This window comes from Massilia sp. 01N410 (assembly GCF_056399665.1).
In genome coordinates this window covers 109681-132854 of record NZ_JBFTRV010000001.1, presented here as the reverse complement: position 1 = coordinate 132854, position 23174 = coordinate 109681, and the positions used below count along the sequence as shown (strand labels likewise).

19 protein-coding genes and 1 pseudogene are annotated in these 23174 nt (G+C 62.5%); 9 read left to right on the top strand and 11 right to left on the bottom strand.

Annotation, left to right across the window (positions count from 1 at the left end):
• The first annotated feature begins 260 nt into the window (after window positions 1-260).
• The 3 genes from AC1DOP_RS00615 to AC1DOP_RS00605 are packed head-to-tail and all read left to right on the top strand — an operon-like array spanning window position 261 to window position 2786.
• Entirely contained in the window at window positions 261-1712 is a 1452-nt protein-coding gene (locus AC1DOP_RS00615; protein ID WP_441933945.1) for a pilus assembly protein TadG-related protein, read from the top strand.
• Window positions 1709-2188 carry a TadE/TadG family type IV pilus assembly protein gene (locus AC1DOP_RS00610; RefSeq protein ID WP_441933943.1) on the top strand — a complete coding sequence of 160 codons (480 nt, stop codon included), beginning with the start codon at window positions 1709-1711 and terminating at the stop codon, window positions 2186-2188. The genes AC1DOP_RS00615 and AC1DOP_RS00610 overlap by 4 nt, the downstream gene beginning before the upstream one ends.
• A complete protein-coding gene (locus AC1DOP_RS00605) occupies window positions 2175-2786 on the top strand; it encodes a TadE/TadG family type IV pilus assembly protein (RefSeq protein WP_477249121.1) in 612 nt (203 codons plus the stop codon). Before AC1DOP_RS00610 ends, AC1DOP_RS00605 begins: the two co-directional genes overlap by 14 nt.
• Window positions 2787-2871: 85 nt before the next feature.
• On the opposite strand, the gene AC1DOP_RS00600 is transcribed toward AC1DOP_RS00605, so the two are convergent.
• Complete coding sequence (locus AC1DOP_RS00600; protein ID WP_477249119.1) at window positions 2872-3768, bottom strand: LysR family transcriptional regulator; 897 nt, start codon at window positions 3766-3768, stop codon at window positions 2872-2874.
• A gap of 139 nt (window positions 3769-3907) precedes the next feature.
• Between AC1DOP_RS00600 and AC1DOP_RS00595 the strand changes: the two genes are divergently transcribed.
• Both AC1DOP_RS00595 and fusA read left to right on the top strand, forming a co-directional pair.
• A complete protein-coding gene (locus tag AC1DOP_RS00595) occupies window positions 3908-4663 on the top strand; it encodes an SDR family NAD(P)-dependent oxidoreductase (protein WP_477249117.1) in 756 nt (251 codons plus the stop codon).
• 290 nt (window positions 4664-4953) lie between these two features.
• On the top strand, window positions 4954-7062 hold the full coding sequence (gene fusA, locus AC1DOP_RS00590) for an elongation factor G (protein WP_477249115.1): 2109 nt from the start codon (window positions 4954-4956) through the stop codon (window positions 7060-7062).
• Here fusA and AC1DOP_RS00585 read toward each other — a convergent pair whose 3' ends face one another.
• Entirely contained in the window at window positions 7063-8979 is a 1917-nt protein-coding gene (locus tag AC1DOP_RS00585; protein ID WP_477249113.1) for an FAD-binding monooxygenase, read from the bottom strand. It abuts the gene before it with no gap.
• Between the two features lie 153 nt (window positions 8980-9132).
• On the opposite strand from AC1DOP_RS00585, the gene AC1DOP_RS00580 reads away from it, so the two are divergent.
• Entirely contained in the window at window positions 9133-10083 is a 951-nt protein-coding gene (locus tag AC1DOP_RS00580; protein ID WP_441933931.1) for a LysR family transcriptional regulator, read from the top strand.
• A 37-nt stretch (window positions 10084-10120) separates the two neighbouring features.
• On the opposite strand, the gene AC1DOP_RS00575 is transcribed toward AC1DOP_RS00580, so the two are convergent.
• From AC1DOP_RS00575 to AC1DOP_RS00555, 5 genes and pseudogenes are all read right to left on the bottom strand, one after another.
• Window positions 10121-11299, bottom strand: a complete 1179-nt coding sequence (locus AC1DOP_RS00575; protein ID WP_477249110.1) for an ABC transporter substrate-binding protein — start codon at window positions 11297-11299, stop codon at window positions 10121-10123.
• Between the two features lie 137 nt (window positions 11300-11436).
• Complete coding sequence (locus AC1DOP_RS00570; protein ID WP_477249109.1) at window positions 11437-13026, bottom strand: methyl-accepting chemotaxis protein; 1590 nt, start codon at window positions 13024-13026, stop codon at window positions 11437-11439.
• 454 nt (window positions 13027-13480) lie between these two features.
• Window positions 13481-13762 (bottom strand): annotated as a pseudogene (locus AC1DOP_RS00565) (dihydroxy-acid dehydratase); the annotation flags it as partial.
• A gap of 350 nt (window positions 13763-14112) precedes the next feature.
• Window positions 14113-14775: a 3-hydroxyacyl-CoA dehydrogenase NAD-binding domain-containing protein gene (locus AC1DOP_RS00560; RefSeq protein ID WP_441933926.1), complete on the bottom strand. Its 663-nt coding sequence runs from the start codon at window positions 14773-14775 to the stop codon at window positions 14113-14115.
• Window positions 14776-14857: 82 nt separating this feature from the next.
• The gene (locus tag AC1DOP_RS00555; RefSeq protein WP_477249106.1) at window positions 14858-16438 is read right to left on the bottom strand and encodes an isocitrate lyase; all 1581 of its coding nucleotides are present in this window, start codon (window positions 16436-16438) and stop codon (window positions 14858-14860) included.
• A gap of 623 nt (window positions 16439-17061) precedes the next feature.
• Here AC1DOP_RS00555 and AC1DOP_RS00550 point away from each other — a divergent pair.
• The gene (locus tag AC1DOP_RS00550; RefSeq protein WP_477249104.1) at window positions 17062-18480 is read left to right on the top strand and encodes a sodium:solute symporter family protein; all 1419 of its coding nucleotides are present in this window, start codon (window positions 17062-17064) and stop codon (window positions 18478-18480) included.
• 70 nt (window positions 18481-18550) lie between these two features.
• Here AC1DOP_RS00550 and AC1DOP_RS00545 read toward each other — a convergent pair whose 3' ends face one another.
• Window positions 18551-19102: an NAD-dependent epimerase/dehydratase family protein gene (locus AC1DOP_RS00545; RefSeq protein ID WP_477249102.1), complete on the bottom strand. Its 552-nt coding sequence runs from the start codon at window positions 19100-19102 to the stop codon at window positions 18551-18553.
• A 286-nt stretch (window positions 19103-19388) separates the two neighbouring features.
• Between AC1DOP_RS00545 and AC1DOP_RS00540 the strand changes: the two genes are divergently transcribed.
• Entirely contained in the window at window positions 19389-19784 is a 396-nt protein-coding gene (locus AC1DOP_RS00540) for a hypothetical protein (protein WP_477249624.1), read from the top strand.
• 32 nt (window positions 19785-19816) lie between these two features.
• Window positions 19817-20041 (top strand): hypothetical protein, encoded by a 225-nt coding sequence (locus AC1DOP_RS00535; RefSeq protein ID WP_477249100.1) that lies wholly within the window; start codon window positions 19817-19819, stop codon window positions 20039-20041.
• 49 nt (window positions 20042-20090) lie between these two features.
• On the opposite strand, the gene AC1DOP_RS00530 is transcribed toward AC1DOP_RS00535, so the two are convergent.
• The 3 genes from AC1DOP_RS00530 to AC1DOP_RS00520 all read right to left on the bottom strand — a co-directional run bounded on the left by AC1DOP_RS00530 (window position 20091) and on the right by AC1DOP_RS00520 (window position 23119).
• Window positions 20091-21260 (bottom strand): acyl-CoA dehydrogenase family protein, encoded by a 1170-nt coding sequence (locus AC1DOP_RS00530; RefSeq protein WP_477249098.1) that lies wholly within the window; start codon window positions 21258-21260, stop codon window positions 20091-20093.
• A gap of 91 nt (window positions 21261-21351) precedes the next feature.
• Window positions 21352-22251, bottom strand: coding sequence for a VOC family protein (locus AC1DOP_RS00525; RefSeq protein ID WP_477249096.1), 900 nt, complete (start codon window positions 22249-22251; stop codon window positions 21352-21354).
• A gap of 13 nt (window positions 22252-22264) precedes the next feature.
• Window positions 22265-23119 carry an alpha/beta fold hydrolase gene (locus AC1DOP_RS00520; protein WP_477249094.1) on the bottom strand — a complete coding sequence of 285 codons (855 nt, stop codon included), beginning with the start codon at window positions 23117-23119 and terminating at the stop codon, window positions 22265-22267.
• Window positions 23120-23174 lie beyond the last annotated feature (55 nt).

Here is a 23174-nt window from a genome sequence, read left to right as displayed (position 1 = left end):
CGCCTCGGTCAACGCCCGGAACGCGTCTGCCTTGCTGTCCCCGGTTTGCCAATTCTCAAATTTTCTTGCCCATATATCGATAGACTGATTCGGTCCGGCTAGTGCCATCGAAAAAGAAATCGAAGGAAATGGCGAGGGAAGGTATGGGATCGGAATCCGAATCGTGTGCCGGCCAGGCCGGCGCTTACGGCACAGCGGCCATGCGCAGGTCGGGGCATGCCGCGACGAGGCGCCGCCGCGAACGAGGCGCTTTCGCCATCATGTTCGTACCGCTGCTGTTCGTCATCGTCGCGTTCTGCGGCCTGGCCCTGGATGCCGGCCAGCTGTACAACCGCAAGGTCGACCTGACCGGCGTGGCCAAGGCAGTCGCCCTGGCGGCCGCACGCGAACTCAACGGCACGGACGACGGCATCACGATGGCAAAGAAAAGGGCCAGGGAGACCGCCGAGGCCCTTCGCTACGGCTATTTTCAGGACGGCGCCCCCGTCCCATGGAACGAGGCCGCCCTGAGCTTCAGCACCGCACCCGCGCGCGACGGGAACTGGATTCCAGCCTCTTCAGCCAACGGAACGCCCCAGACAACGAAATCGGCGCTCTACTACGCCAAGGTCGACACCGCCGGACTCGACCCTTCCGTCGGCACCGTGAATACCTTCCTCATGCATCTGGTGACCGGCGCCACCAGTGCGATCCGGATGAGAGAAAGTGCGGTGGCGGGACGGTCGGCGCTCAACGTGACACCGATAGCGATTTGCGCAATGTCCACTGACGCCGCCAGCAAGTACACCTTTACGACTTCCGGCGGCGTGACACTCAACGAACTGGTTCAATACGGCTACAGGCGCGGAGTGAGCTACGATCTGATGCAGCTCAACCCGAATGGGACCAGCGCAATCAGCTATATCGTCAACCCGGTCGCCGTACCGGGAGGCGCCGGCCCCGCATTCAGCAGCTCGAGTCTCGGTCCGTTCATGTGCAGCGGCAGCGTATGGGTCCCGCGCCTCACGGGCGGCACCATTCGCGTGACCTCGCTCCCATCCACATCGCCGCTGGCATCCCTGTCCACGCCGCTCAATTCGCGCTTCGACATCTACGGAAGCGGTCCCTGCGCAGCCAATGGCGCCCCTCCGGACTACAACGTCCAGGCCTACGAATACGACAAGAACAACGCCGTCAAATGGATGAATCCGACGAAGGGCAGCCGGGCCGCCCTGACGGTGACCTCGCGAGGCAAGCGCGAGACCGCCGCGGATCTTCTGACCGCCCCCGCGTCGGCGGGCGACTACGGTCCGCTATGGGCTTTCGCCAAAGCGGCCAAGGCCCCGACGCCGCTGGACGCGCCGGAACCGGCCAGCGGCTATGCGACCTTCAGTACGTCGGACTGGTCGACCCTGTACAAGTCCGGCCCGACCGCACCGGGCTACCCGACCGCGACAGCCACGCCTTACCTGTCGACCAGCACCTCCTCCGGCAATTACGCCAGCCCGGGCGCCGACCACCTCGATATCTCGACGCTGAATCGGCGGGTCCTCAACATACCGCTATTGTCCTGCTCCCCGGCAGCACCGTCCGGCACCAACACCAGCGCGACCGTAGTGGCGATCGGCAAATTCTTCATGACGGTCCCGGCTACAGATACCAGCCTGATCGCCGAGTTTGCCGGCCTGATCCCGGAACAGGCACTTTCCGGTCAAGTGGAGCTCTATCCATGAAAGCGCGTTTGCCAAGGAAGTTGCCACGTTCGCCCAGGCGGGAGCGCGGCTCCGCGGCCGTCGAACTGGCCCTCATACTGCCGATCCTCATCACACTCCTGACCTTTCCGGTTTTCTATGCGCGCTGCTTGTGGCACTACACCGTTGCGCAGAAAGCGGCACAGGACGCGGCACGCTACATGGCTTCGGTACCGGCTGCCGAGATGCGCTCCAAGAAACTGGGCGCCGCGGCACAAAAGATTGCGGAAGAGATAGCGAATCAGGAGATCGCCGAACTTGCTCCCGGCAAGGAGTTCGACCCGCCGCAGATCACCTGCGACGGCCTGTCGTGCGGCTCTTCGACCGGGAAGACGCCATCCAAGGTGCGTGTCTACATCAGTTTCGGCATGGCCGACACATTCTTCGGCGCCGTGGACACCGGCCGCTACGGTCTGTTAGTCACTGCTGACGTGACGATGCGCTATGCCGGCAATTAAATCTACGCGCCGTGCTCCACGACATCCCGGGGTGCGGGAATCGGGGATCGCTGCCATCGAATTCACGGTGCTTGCGGTCGTCTTCTTCAGCTTCGTGTTCGGGATCATGGAAGTCTCCCGCCTGCTGTTCGTGTACAACACCCTGCAGGAAGTCACACGCCGCGCCGCCGCCGCCGCCGTCAACATCTACCCGAGCGACACCACCGCAATCGACAAAGTGAAGCAGGATGCCGTCTTCCGGAATTCACCTGGCGAGCTCGTGCTTGCACCGCCGATCACGGACCAGCACGTGCGCCTCGAGTACCTGAAATTCGATTTATCCGTGATCCCGGAAACTGCCTGGCCCGCCAGCGCCGCTGCCAATCGCGCGATCTGCATGGCCAATTCGCACGCCGCCAACTGCATCCGCTTCGTGCGGGCCAGCGTTTGCGACCTGCATGTGGCCGGTGAATGCGACGCCGTGCCCTCGGCCTTGCTGCTTCCCCTGGTCGACCTGCGCGTCCGCCTCCATAAGGCGACGACGATCGCGCCGGTCGAGTCGCTGGGCTACGTGCTGGGGACGCCGGCTCCGCCGGTGCCTCCTCCTTGCTCTTGCTGAACAGTACGGACTGGTGCGGCTGTCAGCCCCGGTGCATATCGACGAATGACACCGGCCACGGAAGCCGGCGCCTGAACGCAGGCCGCTAGACCAGGGGCACGCCGTTGAGCCCGCGCGTTCCCGCAAACACGCCGCTGATGAATTCGAGGAATACGGATGCCCGTTGCGGCAGCAGCCGCTCGGCCGCATACAAGGCGTTCAAGGGCGTGCCCGATACGGCGTAGGCGCTCAGCAGCGCGCTTACCTCGCCGCGATCGAGTTCGCCGGCGACCATCCAGGAAGGAAGATAGCCGATGCCCAGGCCGCCCAGCACTGCGCGGCGGATGCCTTCCAGGTTGTTGAGCCGTAGACGCCCGCCGACGTGGACCTCGCCCGTGCTGAAGGGCCAGCCGCCGCTGCCCAGCAGGGTGTAGACGATGCACTCGTGCTGCATCAAGTCCGGCGGCTCGGCCGGCGCCCCATGCCGTTCGAGATAGGCCTTGCTGGCGACGCAGATGCGCTCGGATGTCCCGACACGCCGTGCACGCAGCGCGCTGTCCTTGAGGGCGCCGCCGCGGATCGCGATGTCGACGCCTTCGGCGACCAGATCGATATAGCTGTCGCTGAGCCTGAGCTCGACCTGCACGTCGGGATAACGGGATAAGAACCGGGGCAAGGCCGCCATCAGAACCTCGGTACCCAGGCTCTCCGCGCATGCCACGCGCAGCAAGCCATGCGGATGCTCTTCGCCGCGGGCGTCGGACTCCGCCTGCGCAATGACATCGAGGGCATGCTTTGCCTGCGCGTAATAGGCCTGTCCTTCCGGCGTCGTTGCCAGATGGCGTGTCGAGCGATGCAGCAGCCGCGTACCCAGCAGTTTCTCGAGCGAGGCGATATGCCGGCTGACGTTGGGCTGGCCGATCTGCAGCTCCCTTGCCACTGCGGAGAAACTGCCTGTTTCGACCGCCCGTACGAAGCAATGCATCCACATCAACTTATCCATTTTTCCCAGGCCTGATTTCGATTCATGCAATGAGAGCATAAATGATATGACGCCGGCCTGTCTTCTCCTTCCGCCGGCTTCGCCCCACACTGAGGACTGCGTTCAATGCAAAACCCGATTTCATAGCCAAGGAAAAACCATGTCACTGAAACTTGCACAAAAAGTAGCGGTCGTTACCGGCGGAAGTACCGGCATCGGCCTGGCCATTGCCAGACGTTTCGTCAGCGAAGGCGCGAAAGTCTATATCACCGGTCGCCGCCAGGCGGAACTCGATGCCGCCGTCCAGGCAATCGGAGGCGATGCGGAAAGCGCCCGTGTGGACTCTGCGGATATCGCGCAGCTGCGCGCCCTGTTCGATCGGATCGGTCAGAAGCACGGCAAGCTCGACGTTCTCGTCGCAAATGCGGGCGGCGGCGCACTGATGCCCTTCGGGCAGATCACCGAAGAACACTTCGACGACACTTTCTCGCGCAACGTGAAAGGCACCCTGTTCACCGTCCAGACCGCTTTGCCGCTGCTGGGCACAGGTTCGTCGGTCATCCTGACCGGCTCCACGGCAGCCAGCGGCGGGACCGAAGCGTTCAGCGTTTACGCCGCCTCCAAAGCCGCCGTCCGTGCCTTCGCCCGCAACTGGATTCTCGACCTGAAGGGTCGCGGTATCCGCATCAACACGCTGAGCCCGGGTCCGATCAGGACGCCTGGCTTGGTCGAGCTCGTTGGCACCGATCCGGATCAGCAACAAGGCTTCCTCGACCACCTGGCCTCGCTCATTCCGATGGGCCGCGTCGGCGAGCCGGACGAAATCGCGAAGGCGGCAGTATTTCTGGCGTCGGACGACGCGAGTTTCGTGAACGGCATCGAACTGTTCGTGGATGGCGGCCTCCGCCAGATCTGAGACGGCGCTACGTCCTGCTCGCGGCTGCACCGATCGCCGGTGCAGCCGGCCCCGAACCCGGCATCCCGGTGCCGATGCGAAAGGGTCCGCCGGGTCGGCGCTCTCATTTGGCGATATCGACGTGATACGGTAGCCAGCGCGGGCAGACCCGGCAGGTTCTGGCGATTCAACGGCACAAGAAACACAGGTATCCTGGACATGTTCTAATTGCGGAAACGAGCTCGTTCCACAGCCCGGGAGAACGAGACAGCACCCTGCCCAGGGTATGGGCGCACATTCAGGAGAGTGCAATGAGCCGTAAGACCCCCATTGAGCGCTACCGCAACATCGGCATCAGCGCCCACATCGACGCCGGCAAGACGACCACGACCGAGCGCATCCTGTTCTACACCGGCGTCAATCACAAGATAGGCGAGGTGCACGACGGCGCGGCGACCATGGACTGGATGGAACAGGAACAGGAGCGCGGCATCACGATCACCTCGGCTGCGACCACGGCATTCTGGAAGGGGATGGCCGGCAATTACCCGGAGTATCGCATCAACATCATCGACACCCCGGGGCACGTCGACTTCACCATCGAGGTCGAACGCTCGATGCGGGTACTGGACGGCGCGGTGATGGTGTACGACTCGGTCGGCGGCGTGCAGCCGCAATCCGAAACCGTGTGGCGCCAGGCGAACAAATACAAGGTGCCGCGCATCGCCTTCGTCAACAAGATGGACCGCGTCGGCGCCGATTTCTTCCGCGTGCGGCAGCAGATCCACGACCGTTTGAAGGGCAACCCGGTGCCAATCCAGGTGCCGATCGGTGCCGAGGACAGGTTCGAAGGCGTGGTCGACCTGGTCAAGATGCGCGCCATCCGCTGGGACGAAGCCGGTCAGGGCGTGCACTTCGAGTACGGCGACATCCCGGCCGAACTGGAAGGGGTCGCGCGCGCGTGGCGCGAAAGCCTGGTCGAGGCGGCGGCCGAGGCAACCCCCGAGCTGACCGAGAAATACCTGAACGGCGAGCCGTTTTCCGAAGACGAGATCAAGGCGGCGCTGCGCCAGCGCACCGTGGCCGGCGAAATCGTGCCGATGCTGGCCGGCTCCGCCTTCAAGAACAAGGGCGTGCAGGCGATGCTGGACGCCGTGATCGACTACCTGCCCTCTCCGATCGACGTGCCGGCCATTGCGGGCCATGACGAGAACGACCAGCCGATCGAGCGCCACCCGTCGGACGAGGAGCCGTTCGCCGCGCTGGCCTTCAAGATCATGACCGATCCTTTCGTGGGCCAGCTGACCTTCTTCCGCGTGTATTCGGGCGTGGTCAATTCCGGAGACAGCGTGTACAACCCGACCAAGGGCCAAAAGGAGAGGCTGGGCCGCATCCTGCAGATGCACGCCAACGAGCGCAAGGAAATCAAGGAAGTGTTCGCCGGCGACATCGCGGCCGCGGTAGGCCTGAAGGCGGTTACCACAGGCGATACGCTCTCCGATCCGCACCACGTGATCGTGCTGGAAAAGATGGTGTTCCCGGAACCGGTGATCTCGCAGGCGGTGGAACCGAAAACCAAGGCCGACCAGGAAAAGATGGGGGTCGCCCTGAATCGCCTGGCGCAGGAAGACCCCTCGTTCCGTGTCCGCACCGACGAGGAATCCGGCCAGACCATCATGTCCGGCATGGGCGAGCTGCACCTGGAAATCCTGGTCGACCGCATGAAGCGCGAGTTCGGCGTCGAAACCACGGTCGGCAAGCCGCAGGTGGCGTACCGCGAAACCATCCGCAACGCGGTCGAGAACGTCGAAGGCAAGTTCGTCAAGCAATCGGGCGGCAAGGGACAGTATGGCCACGTGGTGCTCAAGCTCGAGCCGCTCGAGCCCGGCAAGGGTTACGAATTCGTCGACGCCATCAAGGGTGGCGTGGTGCCGCGCGAGTACATCCCGGCGGTCGACAAGGGCATCCAGGAGACGCTGCCTTCCGGCGTGCTGGCCGGCTACCCGGTGGTCGACGTGCGCGCGACGCTGACCTTCGGCTCTTACCACGACGTCGACTCCAACGAAAACGCCTTCCGCGTGGCCGCCTCGATGGCTTTCAAGGACGGCATGCGCAAGGCCTCGCCCGAACTTCTCGAGCCGATGATGCAGGTCGAGGTCGAGACACCCGAGGAATTTACCGGCAACGTGATGGGCGACCTGTCGACCCGGCGCGGCCTGGTCCAGGGTATGGACGAGATTGCCGGCGGCGGTGGCAAGTTGATCAAGGCAGTGGTGCCGCTGGCCGAGATGTTCGGCTACTCGACCACGCTGCGTTCGCTGACCCAGGGCCGCGCGACTTACACGATGGAATTCAAGCACTACGCGGCGGTTCCCAGGCATGTGCTCGACCAGATCGCATCAACGCGCGCGAATCGATAATCAGCCCTGGGGCAACATGAACTCCGCGAAGAAATCGGCCAGGGCCTGGTGTGCATCCAAGGGCAGGACCAGGGCGATATACTGATCGGGGCGCACCACGACCAGGGCGCCCTGTTCCCGATCCACGCCGCGCAAGTCGAAGATGTCCGGGCCGTGCTTGAGCTTGGCGCTGAACACCTTTTCGTAATCGTGGAGGCCATGGCGCCCTTTCTGCGGCCATAGCAGCGCGGACATCGCCTGGATTTCGAGGTCCGCGTGACTGCCCTGGAACACTGCGCGCAGGTCGAACACCGCATCCGGGTCCTGGCCCGCCGCAGTGTATCTGCGCACTGGCGAGGCGGGTGAATCTTCGAGGAAGCGACACAGCTTGCGCAGGCCGCTGTTACCGTCCACGGCGTCATCCTTGCCGGCGAAGGCGTAGAGGCGCCAACGCCCGTCGGCCTTGCCCGCATGTCCCAGATGAACTACCTTGGCGTCGCAAATGCGCACCACTTCAGCCGAGTGAAAACGCGTCCCCACTTCGAAGCCGGCGGCCAAATGCTGGTGCGTCTCGTCACCGCAGAGCAGCGCTGCGCTGTATTTCGTGCCCATGCCGGCGGTGTACCGCAGGTGCCGCTCGAAATACGTCTGGAACTCCTTGGGGTCCAGGCCTCCGCCCTGTCCGTCGGCCGGTTTTTCGCTGATCATCTTCGCCCACTCACTGTCGAAGTCGATCAATTGCTTTCCGACCGCCTGGCGCTCGGCATTGTAGCTATGCAGGAGCGACGGCGGGCATTGTCCGCGCAGGACAGCCGCAAGCTTCCAGCCCAGGTTGAACGCATCCTGCATGGAGCAATTCATGCCCTGTCCCGCCTTGGGACTGTGGGTGTGGCAAGCGTCGCCGGCGATGAAGACGCGCGGCAGCTGCCCGCTTTCCCGTCCTGCGGGCACGTCGTCGTATTTGTCGCAGATGCGCTGGCCGATCTCGTACACAGACCACCATGCGACCTCCTTCACATCCAGCTTGTAAGGATGGAAAATGCGCTGCGCGGCATCGATTAACTGCTCGATCGTAATCTTGCGCTGCGACACGCGTTCGTCCTCGCTCAGCTTGTCCATCTCCACGTACAGCCGAGTGAGATACCCTCCCTCGCGCGGAATGATCAGGAGACTGCCTTCGCGGGACTGGATCGCCACCTTGTAGCGCACGTCGGGGAAGTCGGTTACCGCCAGCACGTCCATCACCCCCCAGGCCTGGTGCGCCGCCTCGCCGGCCAGTTCGCGGCCGATCGCGGTGCGCGTGGCACTGCGCGCACCGTCGCAGCCCACGACATAGCGTGCGCGCACGATCTCGCGCTGCCCGGCATGTGGCGGGTCGGTGCGCTCCAGCGTCGCCGTCACCGGATAGTCGCCGGCAGCAGCATCGACCTTGACGTCGAGCAGCTTGCGCGCGTAATGCGGCGCCAGCCGGCTCGGCGAATTGCGCATGGTCTCGAGGTAGAGATCGTGGACCCGGGCCTGGTTGAGCACTACGTGCGGAAACTCCGACAAGCCGTCCTCCGTGTCCTGCACGCGGCCATGACGCACGATCTCGCGCGGGTTCTTTTCGTCGGGTTTCCAGAACGTGACTTCGTTGATCCAGCAGGACTCCTGGAGCACCCGCTCGGCGAAATTGAATGCCTCGAACATTTCCATCGTGCGGCAGGCGATGCCGTCGGCCTGTCCTTTCTCCAGCGGGCCATCCTTCTGCTCGACGATCGCCGTGCGAATCTCGGGGAACGCTGCCAGTTGCGCCGCCAGCGTCAGGCCCGCCGGGCCGCAGCCGACAATGAGTACATCCACCTGTGCCGGCACGGCATCGGTGTGCGGCCGGGCGAGCGGCGAAACGGGGTGAAGATGCGGGTCGCCGGGACGAAATCCGTCGAGATGGAATTGCATGACTGGTCTCCTGAAAACTGTTACTACCGTTGTGTTATTTCGCGGCATGTTCCGCGTCGCTCCTGCGGTGGAAGCACTTTGACGGAAAAGAAGTATTTTCGAAACAGATAATCTTTGATCGTTATAATCAGGATTTTAAATATCGATAGACCAATGAAGCACTTTGACCTCGAGCTGCTGCAGATCTTCGACGAAATCTTCAAGACAGGGAACGTGACCCGGGCAGCCCACAACCTGGGCCTGCCGCAGTCGAGCGTCAGCCTCGCACTGAGCAAGCTGCGCGGCCATTTCAACGACCAGCTGTTCAGCCGTACCGTCAAGGGCATGGTGCCCACGCCACGCGCACAGAACGCAATCGGGGACGTGCGCCTCGCGATCTCGGCAGTGCAGCATGCGCTGGCCGACCAGCCGGTATTCGACCCCGCCGAGAGTACCCGTCAATTCCGTGTCTGCATGACGGATATCAGCGAGATCGTGCTCCTGCCGCGCATGCTGAACCACTTGCGCGCCATTGCCCCGGGCATTCACCTCGAGATATCGAGGATTTCCCCGGCCACGCCCGCCGAGCTTGCGGACGGCACGGTCGACCTGGCGGTCGGTTTCATGCCACATCTGGAGGCCGGCTTCTACCAGCAAAAGCTGTTCGACCAACACTTCGTCTGCCTGGTCGCGCATACGCATCCGCGTGTGGGCGCGTCGCTGACGGTCGAGAATCTGCGGCAGGAGGGACATGTGCGCGTACGTACCTCGGGCACCGGCCATGCGATCGTCGACAAGATACTGGCGCGCGAGGAGATCGAGCGCAATGTCGTGCTGAACCTGCCGAGCTTCCTGGGCGTCGCGTCCATCGTGGCGCAGACCGAGCTGCTGGCCATTGTCCCCTTGCGCTATGCGAGCGTGGTGGCAGGCAGCGAAGCGGTCCGCTTCCTGGAGATCCCGGTGGATCTACCGAGCTATCAGGTCAAGCAACACTGGCACGAACGCTATCATGCCGACGTCTCGAACCGCTGGCTGCGGCAGATGGTTGCCGCGCTGTTCGCCAGCGGCGACGCCGCCGGGAGCGGCGCGCCTCATATCGCGTCCGCTACCCGGCCAGCTGCATGACAAGCCGCTGCGCCGTCATGCCCGATGGGCGATACCGCTAGGGTTTGCCCGGATCTTTCTGATTTGGGAACTGATCGAATTCGATGTTGAACAGCTCCCCGTTGACCTTCTCGACCCGCCGCACGTATTCCGTCTGCACCACGTCGCGGGTGGCGGCGTCCAGCATGATCGGTCCGCGCGGACTGTTCAGCTGCATGCCCTTCAGGATTGCCATGGCCTTGTCGCCATTGATGTCGCCGTTCAGCTTGCGCGCGACCTCATAAATTGCCGCCATGCCGTCGTAGCCGCCGACGGCCATGAAGTTGGGCCGGCCCGCGCCAGGGTTGGCGCTGGCAAAACTCTTGAGGAATGCGGCATTTTCAGGCGATTTGTGGGCCGCCGAATAATGAAAGGTGGTGATCACGCCCAGCGTCGCGTCGCCCATCGCCGCCAGCATATGGTCGTCCGTCAGGTCTCCCGTGCCGATGACCTTGATACCCGCTTCGGCCAGGCCGCGCTCGCGGTAACCCTTCATGAAAGCGATGGTGTGCTCGCCGGGCGGTACGAATACGAACACCGCATCCGGCCTGGCGTCCTTGATGCGCTGGATGTAAGGCGCGAAGTCGGGATTTTTCAGCGGTACGCGGATTGCCTCCTGGACCTTGCCACCTCCTTCCGTCAGGGCCGCCTTGAACGCCGTCTCTGCATCGATACCGGGCGCGTAATCGGCTACCAGCGTGACCACGTTCCGGATCTTGTTCTTGAGCGCCCACTTCGCCATCGGCGCGGAGCTTTGCGGCAGCGTCATCGACACGCGTGCGATGTAATTCGACTTCGTCGTAATGGCCGAACTGGCCGCATTCATGATGATCATCGGCTTTTTCGCCTGCTCGGCAAGCGGCGCGACCGCAAGTGCTTCCGGCGTCAGGCCGAAGCCGGCCAGGAAATCGACCTTGTCCCGCACCACGAGTTCCTGGGCCAGCCGCTTCGCGATTTCGGGCGAGGGCCCGGTGGTGTCCTTGACGATGACCTCGATTTTCTTTCCGGCGACAATGCTGCCATGTTGCGCCATATAGGCTTTGATCCCGCCTTCCATCTGCTTGCCGTAATCGGCGAACGGCCCGGAAAAGGGTGCGATCAGTCCGACCTTGATGGTGTCCTCGCCCGCGGCTTGCGCCAGCATGGTGAGGGATAGCGCGCCTGCTGCGAGGACTACCCTGGATATTACTTTTTTCATGCTTTAGTCTCCATTTAAGCTGTTCTTGTTTCTTGTCCGGCCAGATATTCGCTCGACCGCGCCTCCCGATGCGGTCCGGAACCATCGCTCACAGTGTGCCGAAGTTCGCGCCCATTGAATACTTGTTGGACATTGATTCATATAATCAGCTTTTTGAATAATGCTGGATTTGTCGCTTCGGCGCCTGACGCCAGTTTGAACACGCCGACTGCCTGCGCCAGCCTCGCCGCCTGCTCCCGCATCGCTTCGGACGCCGCTGCCGCTTCCTCGACCAGGGCCGCGTTCTGCTGGGTCATCTGGTCGATCTCGGCGACGGACTGGTTGATCTGCTCGATACCGATGCCCTGTTCCCGGGTCGCGGCGCTGATCTCACCGATCATGCTGCCGACACGGCCGACGTCGGCGAGAATTTCCTGCATCGTCGTGCCCGCTTCCCGTACCAGACCCACGCCGTCGTCGACCTTTGACACGGAGTCCCCGATCAGCGTCTTGATCTCTCGTGCGGCGGCGGCCGAGCGCTGGGCCAGGTTGCGCACCTCGCTGGCCACCACGGCAAAGCCCCTGCCTTGCTCACCCGCGCGCGCGGCCTCCACCGCCGCATTCAGGGCCAGGATGTTTGTCTGGAAAGCGATGCCGTCGATGACGCTGATGATATCGACGATCTTGCTGGACGAGGCGTTGATCGACGCCATGGTTTCGACCACCCTGGCTACCGCGGCCCCGCCGCGCCCCGCGACCTCGGAGGACGATTCCGCCAGCACATTCGCCTGGCGCGCGTTGTCCGCGCTCTGCTTGAGGGTGGTGGTCAGTTCCTCCATCGAGGCCGCGGTTTCTTCGAGCGAGCTGGCCTGATCCTCGGTACGGCTCGACAGGTTTTGAATGCCGCTGGCGATTTCGCCCGACGCAGCGGCGATCAGGTCGGTGCCGGCGCGTACCTGGGTGACGACCGCGGCCAGCGCATCGCGCATGGACTTCATCGCGGCCATCAGGCTGCTCCGGTCACCGGCGCGGACCGCCACCTCGACGCTCAGGTCGCCGGTCGCGATGCGCTGGGCCACCGCGACGGCGACTTCAGGATCGCCGCCGATCTGGCGTTCGATGTTTCGCACCGGCAACACAACCACGCCACTAAGAACGGCACCGATCACGGCCAGCCAGAGCGCGGCCTCGCTCAGCTGTTCGCGGAAAGCCCGGTCCAGGTCATCGACATAGAGGCCGACCATGAAGTACCAACTCCAGGGCTTGTAGTGCACGGTATAGGATATCTTGGGTACCGGCTCCCGCGAGCCCGGCTTGACCCACATGAACGAGGTAAAGCCGGAACCGGTTTGCAAGGTCGATTTGACGCCTTCCACACTGATTGCCCGGCCGTTCACGTCGACCACTTTCGCGATCGGCATGCCTTCCAACTCGGCCTTGAAGGGGTGCATCAGCATCTTGTCCTTGTCGAATACGACGATGTAGCCGCTATCCCCGAAGCGTAATGCCCTGATGCGCGCCAGAGCCTGCCTTTTGGCTTCGTCGAGAGGCAGCGCACCCCTGGCGGCCAATGCCTCGTACTCCCCGGTGATCGACGCCGCCATGTCGTCCGCATTCGCGAGCTGGATCTTGCGTTCGTCAAAGCGCAATTCGCGCGTGCGCATGGCATCGATCACGAATACTGCGAGCAGGCATATCCAACTAAGAAACAACGGCAGAAATAGTTTTTGGCGAAAGGTCATTTTCATTGTCGTTATCAAGGCAATAGCGCCGTAATCACAGCCAAGATCCCGCCTGTCATTTTTTTCACGTTTTTATCTCCTGTTTTATGTAGTTCTAGGTTTGACCCGCCCCATGTGTTTTCCTCGCGGCGAACGGCGACTGGCTATTCGCTGTAATAGCCAGTAAGGGCGCACCTCTATCGCTTTCTTGATGCCGCCCATAAATCTTGCGAGTGAACATAGTCTGCCCAAGTCAAGGGATGGTGGATACCGATCCATTCCGATTTCGACAATCAGGTTTTTAAATAATGCAGCAGTCAGGAAACTCTTCGACGCCGGGATGTGACCCGACGGGCAGACCTGTACCGCACATCGCTACACTGATACCGACTCGGAAGGCATGGCCTTTCTGCAGCAGGCGCAGGTCGTCGTCGCCACGCTGGACGCGGCCGTTGATTCGGTGGCGGCGCGACAGTCTTCCTCAGTGATTATGGCGTGGCATGTCCTGAGCGACGCCCCGGTACTTCAACGCCATTTCTATTACAGCACCGGTATGCAGTTGGCCGACGCTGGCGCGGTAGATCTCCTGCCACGGCGTCTGGTTGCCGGGTACGGGCGGCGGCGCATCCTTCCTGCGCGCCGCCAGCTCCGCATCCGGCAGCAGTACGTCGCAGCGTCCGATGTTCAGGTCCACGCACACGCTGTCGCCGGTGCGCAGCAACGCCAGGTTGCCGCCGGCCGCACTCTCCGGCCCGGCCAACAGCCAGCCGCCCTGCGTGACGAAGTGAGCAAGCACCTTCGCGCCAACTACCCCGCCCCAGAAAAACAAGATCAACTGCAGGGTGCGAAGCAGCGCTTCGTAGCCACGCAAGGCGCTACCGAAGCGCACAGGCGAACGGAAATGCATCGCCAGGCCAGGTGCCAGCAATCGGGGTTTCATGGTCGTCTCCGCTTATCGATTTAATACCGACAAGCATATTCGCGGCCCCTTTTTCCAGCTCGTGATTCTATCGATACGTCCTATGGACATGATGGATGCCTGTTCGACGAGGCCGTGGCGGAGCTCGCGCATTGCGGTAAGCAGGCGGCGGCAGAGTGCTACCACAAACCAGACTAGTCCAGTACCTGATCGATTTTCCGTGGTGCGAAACAGTCGGCATCCAGCGCGACGCTTTTCGCATTGCTGACAATGCCCTGGAAGTTGCCCCGAACTGCGACGCCCTTACGAAGTCTCTGCGCGAGTGCGATTACTGTAGCCAGGGCGTCACCTGAAGTTTCCTTCCCGGGCGCGATCGTCCATATCTCCTCCGTCTCCGAAGACGCCGAAACATGCAAGCCAAGCACGTCGCCCCGGCGCCTCGTGCATCCAGCGATGTGGTCGACGCCGGAATACGAAGCTCGGGTCGTCAGTACGGCGCCGAACCTGGCAACCTGGTCCAACCGGCGGAACAACTTCTCTTTGCCTGCCCTGTCGCCAGGCTCCGCGTCGACAATCAAGTCGCAGTCTTTCAAGTGATGAAAATTTACCGTGCCGGCCAACAGTGCCATGCGCCTGTCACGCTCGGCCTGTCGAAGCTCGCCTTTCGCGGCCGCATTCCGGTAGCCCGACCGGACAAGCTCGACTACCTTGTCGAGTGACTCGCGCTCGGGTTCGAAGAGCGTCACCGGAACGTCGGCATCCAGCAGGCTTACCGCGATGCCGAGGCTCATGGCATCGGCGCCGATGATGCCGACCCGGCCGACCGTTCGAGAGTCATCGTGCACCTCGTTTTGCATACAATTCATTTGGGTTCCTCGATATGGCTAATGCAATGCTCCGCACAGGCTCGCCATGGCGAGCCTGTGAGTGCGCATTTCCTCAGAACTGGTTCATGGTGTTGAGCTTCCCCGAAGCCTTCAGCGCTGCTTCGCCACTGAAGTACTCCTTGTGATCGTCGCCCAGGTCCGAACCCGACATGTTCTGGTGTTTGACACAGGCGATGCCCTGGCGAATTTCCTTGCGCTGCACGCCGGCCACGTAACCCAGCATGCCCTGCTCGCCGAAGTATTCTTTGGCCAGGTTATCGGTCGACAGCGCGGCGGTATGGTAGGTGGGCAGCGTGATCAGGTGATGGAAGATACCGGCTTCGCGCGCCGCGTCGGCCTGGAAGGTGCGGATGCGTTCGTCGGCATCGCGCGCCAGTTCCGAGTCGTCGTATTCGGCGCTCATCAGTTGCGAACGCTCGTAGTGAGACACATCGGCGCCCTCGGCCTTCATGCTGTCGAAGACCTGCTGGCGGAAATTCAGGGTCCAGTTGAACGAAGGGCTGTTGTTGTACACCAGCTTCGCGTTCGGGATCACCTTGCGGATTTCCTTCACCATGCCGCCGATCTGGGCGATGTGCGGCTTTTCCGTTTCGATCCACAGCAGGTCGGCGCCATTCTGGAGCGAGGTGATGCAGTCGAGTACGCAGCGCGCCTCGCCGGTACCCTCGCGGAACTGGAACAGGTTGCTGGGCAGGCGCTTCGGGCGCAGCAGCTTGCCGTCGCGCTTGATGACCACGTCGCCGTTCGCCATCGCATCGAGCGATACCTCTTCGACGTCCAGGAAGCTGTTGTACTGGTCGCCGAGATCGCCCGGCTCACGGGTGTAGGCGATCTGCTTGGTCAGGCCAGCGCCAAGCGAATCGGTACGCGCCACGATGAGTCCATCGTCCACGCCCAGTTCGAGGAAGGCGTAGCGCACGGCGCGGATCTTGGCCAGGAAGTCTTCATGCGGCACGGTGACCTTGCCGTCCTGGTGGCCGCACTGCTTCTCGTCCGATACCTGGTTTTCGATCTGGATACAGCAGGCGCCGGCTTCGATCATCTGCTTGGCCAGCAGGTAGGTTGCCTCGGCATTGCCGAAGCCGGCGTCGATGTCGGCGATGATCGGCACCACGTGGGTGACGAAATTGTCGATCTTCGCCTGGACGGCGGCGCGCGCTTCGCCTTCCGCGGCATCGAGCTGGCGGAACAGGCCACCAAGCTCGCGTGCGTCGGCCTGGCACAGGAAGGTGTACAGCTCCTTGATCAGGGCGGGCACTGCCGTTTTCTCATGCATCGACTGGTCGGGCAGCGGGCCGAATTCCGAACGCAGCGCGGCAATCATCCAACCCGACAGGTACAGGTAACGGCGGTCGGTATTGTTGAAGTGCTTTTTGATGGAAATCATCTTTTGCTGGCCGATGAAACCATGCCAGCACCCCAGCGACTGGGTGTATTTGGATGGATCGGTATCGTAGTTCGCCATGTCGCGACGCATGATCCCGGCCGTGTAGCGGGCGATATCGAGGCCGGTTTGAAAGCGGTTCTGTGCGCGCATGCGCGCTGCGGACTCGGGGTTGATCGCATGCCAGCCGTCGCCCTGCTGTTGTTTGAGACTGGTGATGGCCTGGATATCGTTCTGGTACTGGGACATGATGAACTCCATAAAAAAGAATCGAAATCTCCTGCGTTCGCCGCTTACGGTGGTGCGCAGCGAATCGTAGTCGGATGAGTTCATCATAGAGCGAGCACGCCGAACTATCTTCTATCTTATATAAGAGTTGATTGAATATTTATCCGCTTAAATTCAATGACTTATGAAGTTTATTTCATTATGTGGAAAGTAGTATTGCGAAACGAAATTTCATGGTGAAAGTGGCGCGCAGCAAAATTCACCATGTGAAATCGAGTTTGGCTGTGTGAAACGTGATTGCTTTCACAAAACGCTCGATAGACAGCAGTCCATCGGTCGGAACTTGCCTATCAAGGAGCAAGGGCTGAGGCCTTCGATGGGCGCTCCTGATACAGACGACAGTCCCCTCATACCAATCAAATGACAAAGAAAACGGGATGCTATTGGCGTTACATTCCTGGCTGATGCCGGGATCACCGGCCGCAACGCCATCCGTCGCCATACCTTCGAGGTATCGAAGCGATACTAAAACAGTCTTGGACGCCCATCACCTGCGGGAATATCGTCTCATCACCGCAGTGAATTATGCCCACTGCATATAGTGCGGACGTCGACAAAAACAAAAGGCAGCTTTGGAGCAGACAATGGAAACGAGACTGATGATCATCGGTGCGATCACGGCGGGCTACTTCGCCCTCATGTCGTACATCACCTATAGCGTGCGCAGGCACGCCAACAGCAGCGACGGCATGACCGCTGGAGGACGCAATTACCCGGCTTACCTGATCGGCGCCCTTCTGCTGTCCGAATTCATCGGCAGTTCGGTCAGCATCGGCACCGCGCAGAAAGGTTTCGAGCTGGGCATCTCCGCGGTCTGGAACCTGGTGGCCCTGGCGGTCGGCTTCCTGCTGCTGGCGCTGATCCTGGTCCGCAAGTACAAGGAAAGCGGCAAGTCGACCATTTCCGGCATCCTGGCCGATGCCTACGGCGAGCCGATCCGCTATGCCGCCTCGGTGCTGACCATCGTCGCCCTGTCGATCGTCGCGGTCGCGCTGTACGCCGGCGGCGGCGCCGTGCTCGCCGCGGTCCTGCACATCGACAAGGCCGTCGCGATCCTGCTGGTCGGCGCCATCACCGTGGCCTACGTCAGCCTCGGCGGCATGCGTTCCGTCGTCTACACCAACTTCGCTCACTCGATCATGAAGTACCTCGGCATGATCCTGGCGCTCGCGTATGCCCTCGAAGCGAGCGGCGGCATCGATACGCTGCAGGCCCGGCTGCCGGCGGCGATGTTCGACTGGACCGCGATCGGCTGGGGCCAGATCTGCGCCTGGATGATCGGCGGCATCGGCTCGATCTTCGCCACCCAGTACGTGATCCAGGCCCTGGTGAGTACCGACAACCCGGCAGTCGCCAAGCGGGCCTGCTTCTACGTGGCCTCGCTGATGATCCCGTTCGGGCTGATGGCGGCGCTGGTCGGCATGTGCAGCGCCGTGCTGTATCCGGGCGTGAAGTCGATCGATGCTTTCCCAACCCTGATCGCGCACATGCCCGCGTTCTCGGCCAGCGTCATGGTGGTGGGCCTGGCCGGTGCGCTGTTCGGCGGCATCGCCGCGACGACGCTCGCCTCGGCGACCCTGGCCATGAAGGATTTCTACGACCCGATGTTCAACAGGGAGAAGAACGACCGCAAGTCGGTGCGCTTCATCCGCATCGCGATCCTGGTGGCAGGCCTGCTGCCCCTGGTGCTGGCCCTGTCCGCCGAAAAACTGCTGATGATCGCCTTCCTCGGCAAGGCCCTGCGCGCCACCCTGGCGGTGCTGGTCCTGATGGCCTTCTACGCGCCGACCTTCGGGACCCCGCGCGGCGCCTTCACCGGCGTGATCCTGTCGGTGACCGCGACCATCGGGTGGTTCCTCGCAGGGAATCCATACGGTGTCGACAGCTCTTACCTGGCGCTGGCCGTCCCTCTGCTGACCATGGGTATCAGCCATGTGTTCAAGCAGCCTCCCACCGAGGCGCCAAAAGTGCCTGCCGGCCGGTCGACGGCATCCCTGCCCTAGCAGTAACGTGGCGCCGGCCCGGCAGAGCGATCCTCTGCCTCGGGCCGGCGTGCTCGCGCCCGGGCTGCATTCACGGCCGGTATTTCGGACCGTTGTTGAGAAAGGCACCGCCCTGGAAGATGGTCGCGATATCGTCGGCCGGCGGGTAAGCCACGGCGTCCGGCAGCTTGTCTGCAAATCGCTCCGAACTGTCCTTCGGCTGGTAGCACAGGAAAGCCGCATGCCGATCGTCCCACCACCTGCCCGGATTGTTCGAGACCCCGAATGCGATCGTGTGGCCGACGCGGGGCGTGATGAGAGAACAGTGCAACAGGCGCACCAGGTCATCCAGGCTGAGCCAGAGCGCCATCTGGCGGTAAGTCGTCGCCTCGGGCCAGCAATAGCCGAAACGAATACAAACGGTCTCGACGCCGAAGCGGTCCCAGTAATAGCGGGCGATCTGCTCGCCGAATACCTTGGACAGGCCGTAATAGCCGTCCGGACGCGTCGGCATCGTCGCGTCGACCAGGTCGGCCCGTTCAACGAACGGCAGCCCCAAGGCTGAAAGCGCGTGACGGATGCCATGCACGTCGCCAAGGGTCGGATCTTCGTTCAGCTCGACCGCTGCGGTACGGCATTCCATCCCGACTTGTATAGCGGGAAGCTGGCGCTGGCGCCTTCCGCCGTCAGCCCCGGGCAATCAGACGCACGATTGGAGCTTATGTGCATACGACACGACTAGCCCGGACTTCCCACAGTTCCCCGCCCGCCTCGGCATTGCATCTCGCCTCCTGCATAACAGAATTGCAAGGATGATCATTGTTCGACTTTTGCGATCGGCCTAAATTGCTCTCTCCCGCTTAACACAACATTAGTCCAAAGGAGACAACGTGATCGATGCCGAAAGAGGCCCTTGGAAATACCTGGTGATGTGGCTGCGTTTTTATTACGCCATCCACTTTTTAAAGTCCGGAATCAACTATGCCGTATTCGGCGTGATTCCCGATTTCAGCAAGGCCGGGGCGGTCGGGCCTTATCTGACCGAAATGAACAACATCGGTTTTTATCCCTTCATCAAATACCTGGAAATCGTCCTCGGATCGATGCTGCTGTTCGATATCCTGACCCCGCTCGCGCTGGCGGTCATGGCCGGCATCGCTTTCCAGATCGCGTACCTGAATCTCTTCATTTCTCCCCACCCGCGGCAACTGTTTACGGGCACGCAGGAACTCCTGCTGTGCGGACTGCTCATTTTTTCTTATGGCAAAAGCTATGCAGGACTCCTGCGTATCAAGGCCAAGCCGCGTTTCCTGTGGTCCCGATAGACATCGATTTTCGCCAGCAAAGGATGCATGCCATGAATAATGAAGTAAACCGCAGAGATTTTGCCGTCCTGATCGCAGTGACTGTCGTCTGGACCGTGGTGGTCATCGGTTTTTCCACGACGATGGGATCCCGGCCCTTGCGCATCTACGATTGGGGACCGCCTGTTTTTGCCTGCCTGCTGACCCTGCTCTGCATGATCAAAGACATCCGTTCTGGCCGCCACAAGGGCGGCGGCTCCAGGACGGTCGGCCGGTAAGCCCGGCGCCACGCGTCCGGCGGCGTGGCGCCCTCCCTTCAGCCGGGCTTCAAATCACCACCCCGCGCGGAATCGGCAAGCCGTACAGCGAGCCGGCATAGGCCGCGTAGACCGGATCATCGACGTTGCAGGCGTGGCCCATCGCCACCGACAGGTCGCGCCAGGTGCGCTGGATCGGGTTGCCGAGGCGGCTTGCATTGCCGCCGGCGTGCTTGAACACCTCGGCGGCGGCCTCTGCCGCGCGGCGCACGGCGCGCACCTGGTTCACGCGGGCCTTGTACTTCATCTCCCTGGTCACCTTGCCGCCGGCCAGGACGAACTTGTAGATCTCACCGATCTCGTTCACCACGTGCTGGCGCGAGGCGTCGATATCGGCCAGGGCGGCGCCGAGCGAGGCCATGTGGTAAGGATTCTGGGTCTGCTTGACACCCATCCGGACGCGCCCGCCCGTGTAGTCGGCGAAGTGGTTCACCACCCCGGCGGCGATGCCCATCGTGGCGGCCGAGATCGCGCCCGGGAAGAACAGGTCGAAAGGCAGCTGGTACAAGGGCACGTCGGGACGGTTGCGCGTGGCGTACACGCAATCGTTCAAGTCCTGCACATTGTAGGTGCGATACTCGGGCACGAAGACTTCCTTCACCAGCACGTCCTTGCTGCCGGTGCCGGCCAGGCCCATCACGTTCCAGGAATCCTGCAGGATCTCGTAGTCGGCGCGCGGCAGCACGAAGTGGGTCAGGACGGTGAATTCTCCCGCCGGGCCGTTCCCGCTTTCCGCGAGTCCGCCGAGCACCGCCCACTTGCAGTGATCCGTCCCCGAAGAAAATGGCCATTGTCCGCTCAGGATGTAGCCGCCATCGACGCGCCGCGCCCTGCCCATCGGAGCATAGGGCGAGGCGGTCCAGGTATCGTGGTCCTGTCCCCACACTTCTTCCTGCATGCGCGGGTCGCCCTGGCCGAACTGGAAGGGATGCACACCCACCACCGAGCCGACCCAGCCCAGCGACGAGGCGCGCGACGCCAGTTCCATCACGGTGAGGTAGAACTCGCGCGGGTCGGCCTCGAAGCCGCCATATTCCCTGGGCTGGAGCATGCGCACCAGGCCGCTGTCGCGGATCAGCGCCGCGCCTTCGTCCGTTACACGGCCCAGTTCGTTGCTCGGTAGCTCTTCGTTGACGAAGCGATCGATGTTGCCAATGATAGTTTCTCGTACCGGATGCATATTGCACTCCTCTTTGACGATGTGTCTCAATATTGTTGTGAAATGTCCGGCAGCATGCGCGGCCGGAATTGGGGCTTGCCTGATGGTCCCGTCAGCGCGATCCCGGGTCGCTCATCAACGCGGTCAACTCCTTGTGCTGCCGGTGGTGTCCCCAGCTGCTGGGCTTGTCGTAGGTTCGCGGGACCCAGAGGTCGTGGTCGACGTCCAGGCCGCCCCAGCCATACTCGAGGCGGAAACCGGACGGCGTGTACATGTAGAACGAAATCATGTGGTCGTTGCTGTGCCGGCCCAGGGTGGTCGTGATCGGGATCCCGCGCTGCTCGCAGATGTCGTGCGCGGCGCCGACGTCGTCCAGGGAGTTCACCTCGATCATCAGGTGCAGGAAGGCCACGTCGCGGGTTGGCAGGCTGCTGATCGCCAGCGAATGGTGGCGACCGTTGATGTGATAGAAATGCGCTTCCAGCGGGCCGTCGCGGACGATGTCGGACTGGTGGAAGCCCAGCACCTCGCGGTAGAAGCGGTCGCCTTCCTCGAGGTCGGCGACGGCCAGCACCACATGTCCCAGGCCCTGCTCGGCGGTGCGGAAACCCGTGACCGCCCGGCCGGGATGGAAGGGAGCGACCGTATGGTATTGCCCCCAGCTCAGCTCATGGCGAAAGCCGGACGGATCCTCGAACCAGTAGAAGCCCTCGACCTTCCGCTGCGCGTCTTCGTCGGGACGCGAACGCGTCACTTCGAGGCCATGGGCCACCACGCGGCCGGCGATGGCCTTCGCATCGGCCTCGTCCTTGAGACTCCAGCCGATATACGCGATCGCATTGCGCTCGCCCGGGTGGATCGTGATGCGGTGGGCGGCTTCGTCGAGCCGCAGGCGGACCGCCCCGTCCGGACCGTGTCCGGCAAGCTGCAGTCCCAGCACTTCGGGACCGAAGCTTTCCCACTCTTTGTAGTCGGGGGAATGCACGCCAAGATAAGCAAGCGACTTGATCATCCCGTGTCTCCCGTCAGGCTGCCGGTTTCGCGGCGGCCGGGTTGCCTTCGATGAAGGAATCGATCACGCGGTTGAATTCGTCGGTGTGTTCGAGCTGGACCCAGTGGCCGCAGCGGTTGACGATGTAGGCGCGCGAGTTGGGGATGGCGCGGGCCAGCGTCAGCGCCGAATTGAAGTGGACCGTACGGTCGTCGCGCCCGTGCATCAGCAGGGTCGGCGCCGTGATCGTGGCCACGCGCTGCGGGTCGAGCCTGACCATCGGCTTGCCGTGGCCGCTCTTCCAGCCTTCGATATGGTCCGGACGTGCCAGGGTCGCCTTGACGCGCTCGGCCAGCAAGTCATCGGTGACGTGGCGGGTGTCGAAGGCCATGCCTTCGACGAACTTGCGCATGGTCTCGATGGACGGATTGAAATAGGCCGCTTCCAGCGCCTTCACGCCTTCGCTCAGGCCGGCCGGATCGAAGATGCCCGGCACGCCGGCCGAGGACCCCATCGTGATCAGGTGCGAGACCAGCTCCGGCCGTTCATACGCCAGGCGTATGCAGGACGAGCCGCCCATCGAGTTGCCGACGAAGGCGGCCTGGGAGATGCCGAGGGCTTCGAGAAACTCGGCCAGGGCGCCGCTGTTGTCGCGCCGGTCGTAGGTGACCGCCTGCGACTTGCCCCAGCCGGGCAGGTCCACTGCCAGCACGCGGTACTTCCTGGCGAGCGTGGCGATGTTGGGGTTGTAGTTGCTCCAGGCGGAGGCGCCCGGCCCGCCGCCGTGCACCAGGACCAGGGGATGACCCTCGCCCGCCTCGTGGTAGTGGATGTCCCAGTTTCTGGTCTTGATTCGCTTGCTTGTACTTTCTTCGGTCACGATCGCCACGTCTTCCTCCATTCGCATCAATTTTGGTTGCCCTACTCCCTGGCACGAAAGTCTG

Excerpts from the sequence above, each read along its gene's own strand:
- AC1DOP_RS00595 (WP_477249117.1), top strand. The coding sequence starts at position 3,908 with ATGTCACTGAAACTTGCACAAAAAGTAGCGGTCGTTACCGGCGGAAGT.
- AC1DOP_RS00575 (WP_477249110.1), bottom strand. The coding sequence starts at position 11,299 with ATGAAAAAAGTAATATCCAGGGTAGTCCTCGCAGCAGGCGCGCTATCC.
- AC1DOP_RS00560 (WP_441933926.1), bottom strand. The coding sequence starts at position 14,775 with ATGCAAAACGAGGTGCACGATGACTCTCGAACGGTCGGCCGGGTCGGC.
- AC1DOP_RS00615 (WP_441933945.1), top strand. The coding sequence starts at position 261 with ATGTTCGTACCGCTGCTGTTCGTCATCGTCGCGTTCTGCGGCCTGGCC.
- AC1DOP_RS00605 (WP_477249121.1), top strand. The coding sequence starts at position 2,175 with ATGCCGGCAATTAAATCTACGCGCCGTGCTCCACGACATCCCGGGGTG.
- AC1DOP_RS00610 (WP_441933943.1), top strand. The coding sequence starts at position 1,709 with ATGAAAGCGCGTTTGCCAAGGAAGTTGCCACGTTCGCCCAGGCGGGAG.
- AC1DOP_RS00600 (WP_477249119.1), bottom strand. The coding sequence starts at position 3,768 with ATGGATAAGTTGATGTGGATGCATTGCTTCGTACGGGCGGTCGAAACA.
- fusA (WP_477249115.1), top strand. The coding sequence starts at position 4,954 with ATGAGCCGTAAGACCCCCATTGAGCGCTACCGCAACATCGGCATCAGC.
- AC1DOP_RS00555 (WP_477249106.1), bottom strand. The coding sequence starts at position 16,438 with ATGTCCCAGTACCAGAACGATATCCAGGCCATCACCAGTCTCAAACAA.
- AC1DOP_RS00585 (WP_477249113.1), bottom strand. The coding sequence starts at position 8,979 with ATGCAATTCCATCTCGACGGATTTCGTCCCGGCGACCCGCATCTTCAC.
- AC1DOP_RS00570 (WP_477249109.1), bottom strand. The coding sequence starts at position 13,026 with ATGAAAATGACCTTTCGCCAAAAACTATTTCTGCCGTTGTTTCTTAGT.
- AC1DOP_RS00530 (WP_477249098.1), bottom strand. The coding sequence starts at position 21,260 with ATGCATCCGGTACGAGAAACTATCATTGGCAACATCGATCGCTTCGTC.
- AC1DOP_RS00550 (WP_477249104.1), top strand. The coding sequence starts at position 17,062 with ATGGAAACGAGACTGATGATCATCGGTGCGATCACGGCGGGCTACTTC.
- AC1DOP_RS00540 (WP_477249624.1), top strand. The coding sequence starts at position 19,389 with ATGTGGCTGCGTTTTTATTACGCCATCCACTTTTTAAAGTCCGGAATC.
- AC1DOP_RS00525 (WP_477249096.1), bottom strand. The coding sequence starts at position 22,251 with ATGATCAAGTCGCTTGCTTATCTTGGCGTGCATTCCCCCGACTACAAA.
- AC1DOP_RS00580 (WP_441933931.1), top strand. The coding sequence starts at position 9,133 with ATGAAGCACTTTGACCTCGAGCTGCTGCAGATCTTCGACGAAATCTTC.
- AC1DOP_RS00535 (WP_477249100.1), top strand. The coding sequence starts at position 19,817 with ATGAATAATGAAGTAAACCGCAGAGATTTTGCCGTCCTGATCGCAGTG.
- AC1DOP_RS00545 (WP_477249102.1), bottom strand. The coding sequence starts at position 19,102 with ATGGAATGCCGTACCGCAGCGGTCGAGCTGAACGAAGATCCGACCCTT.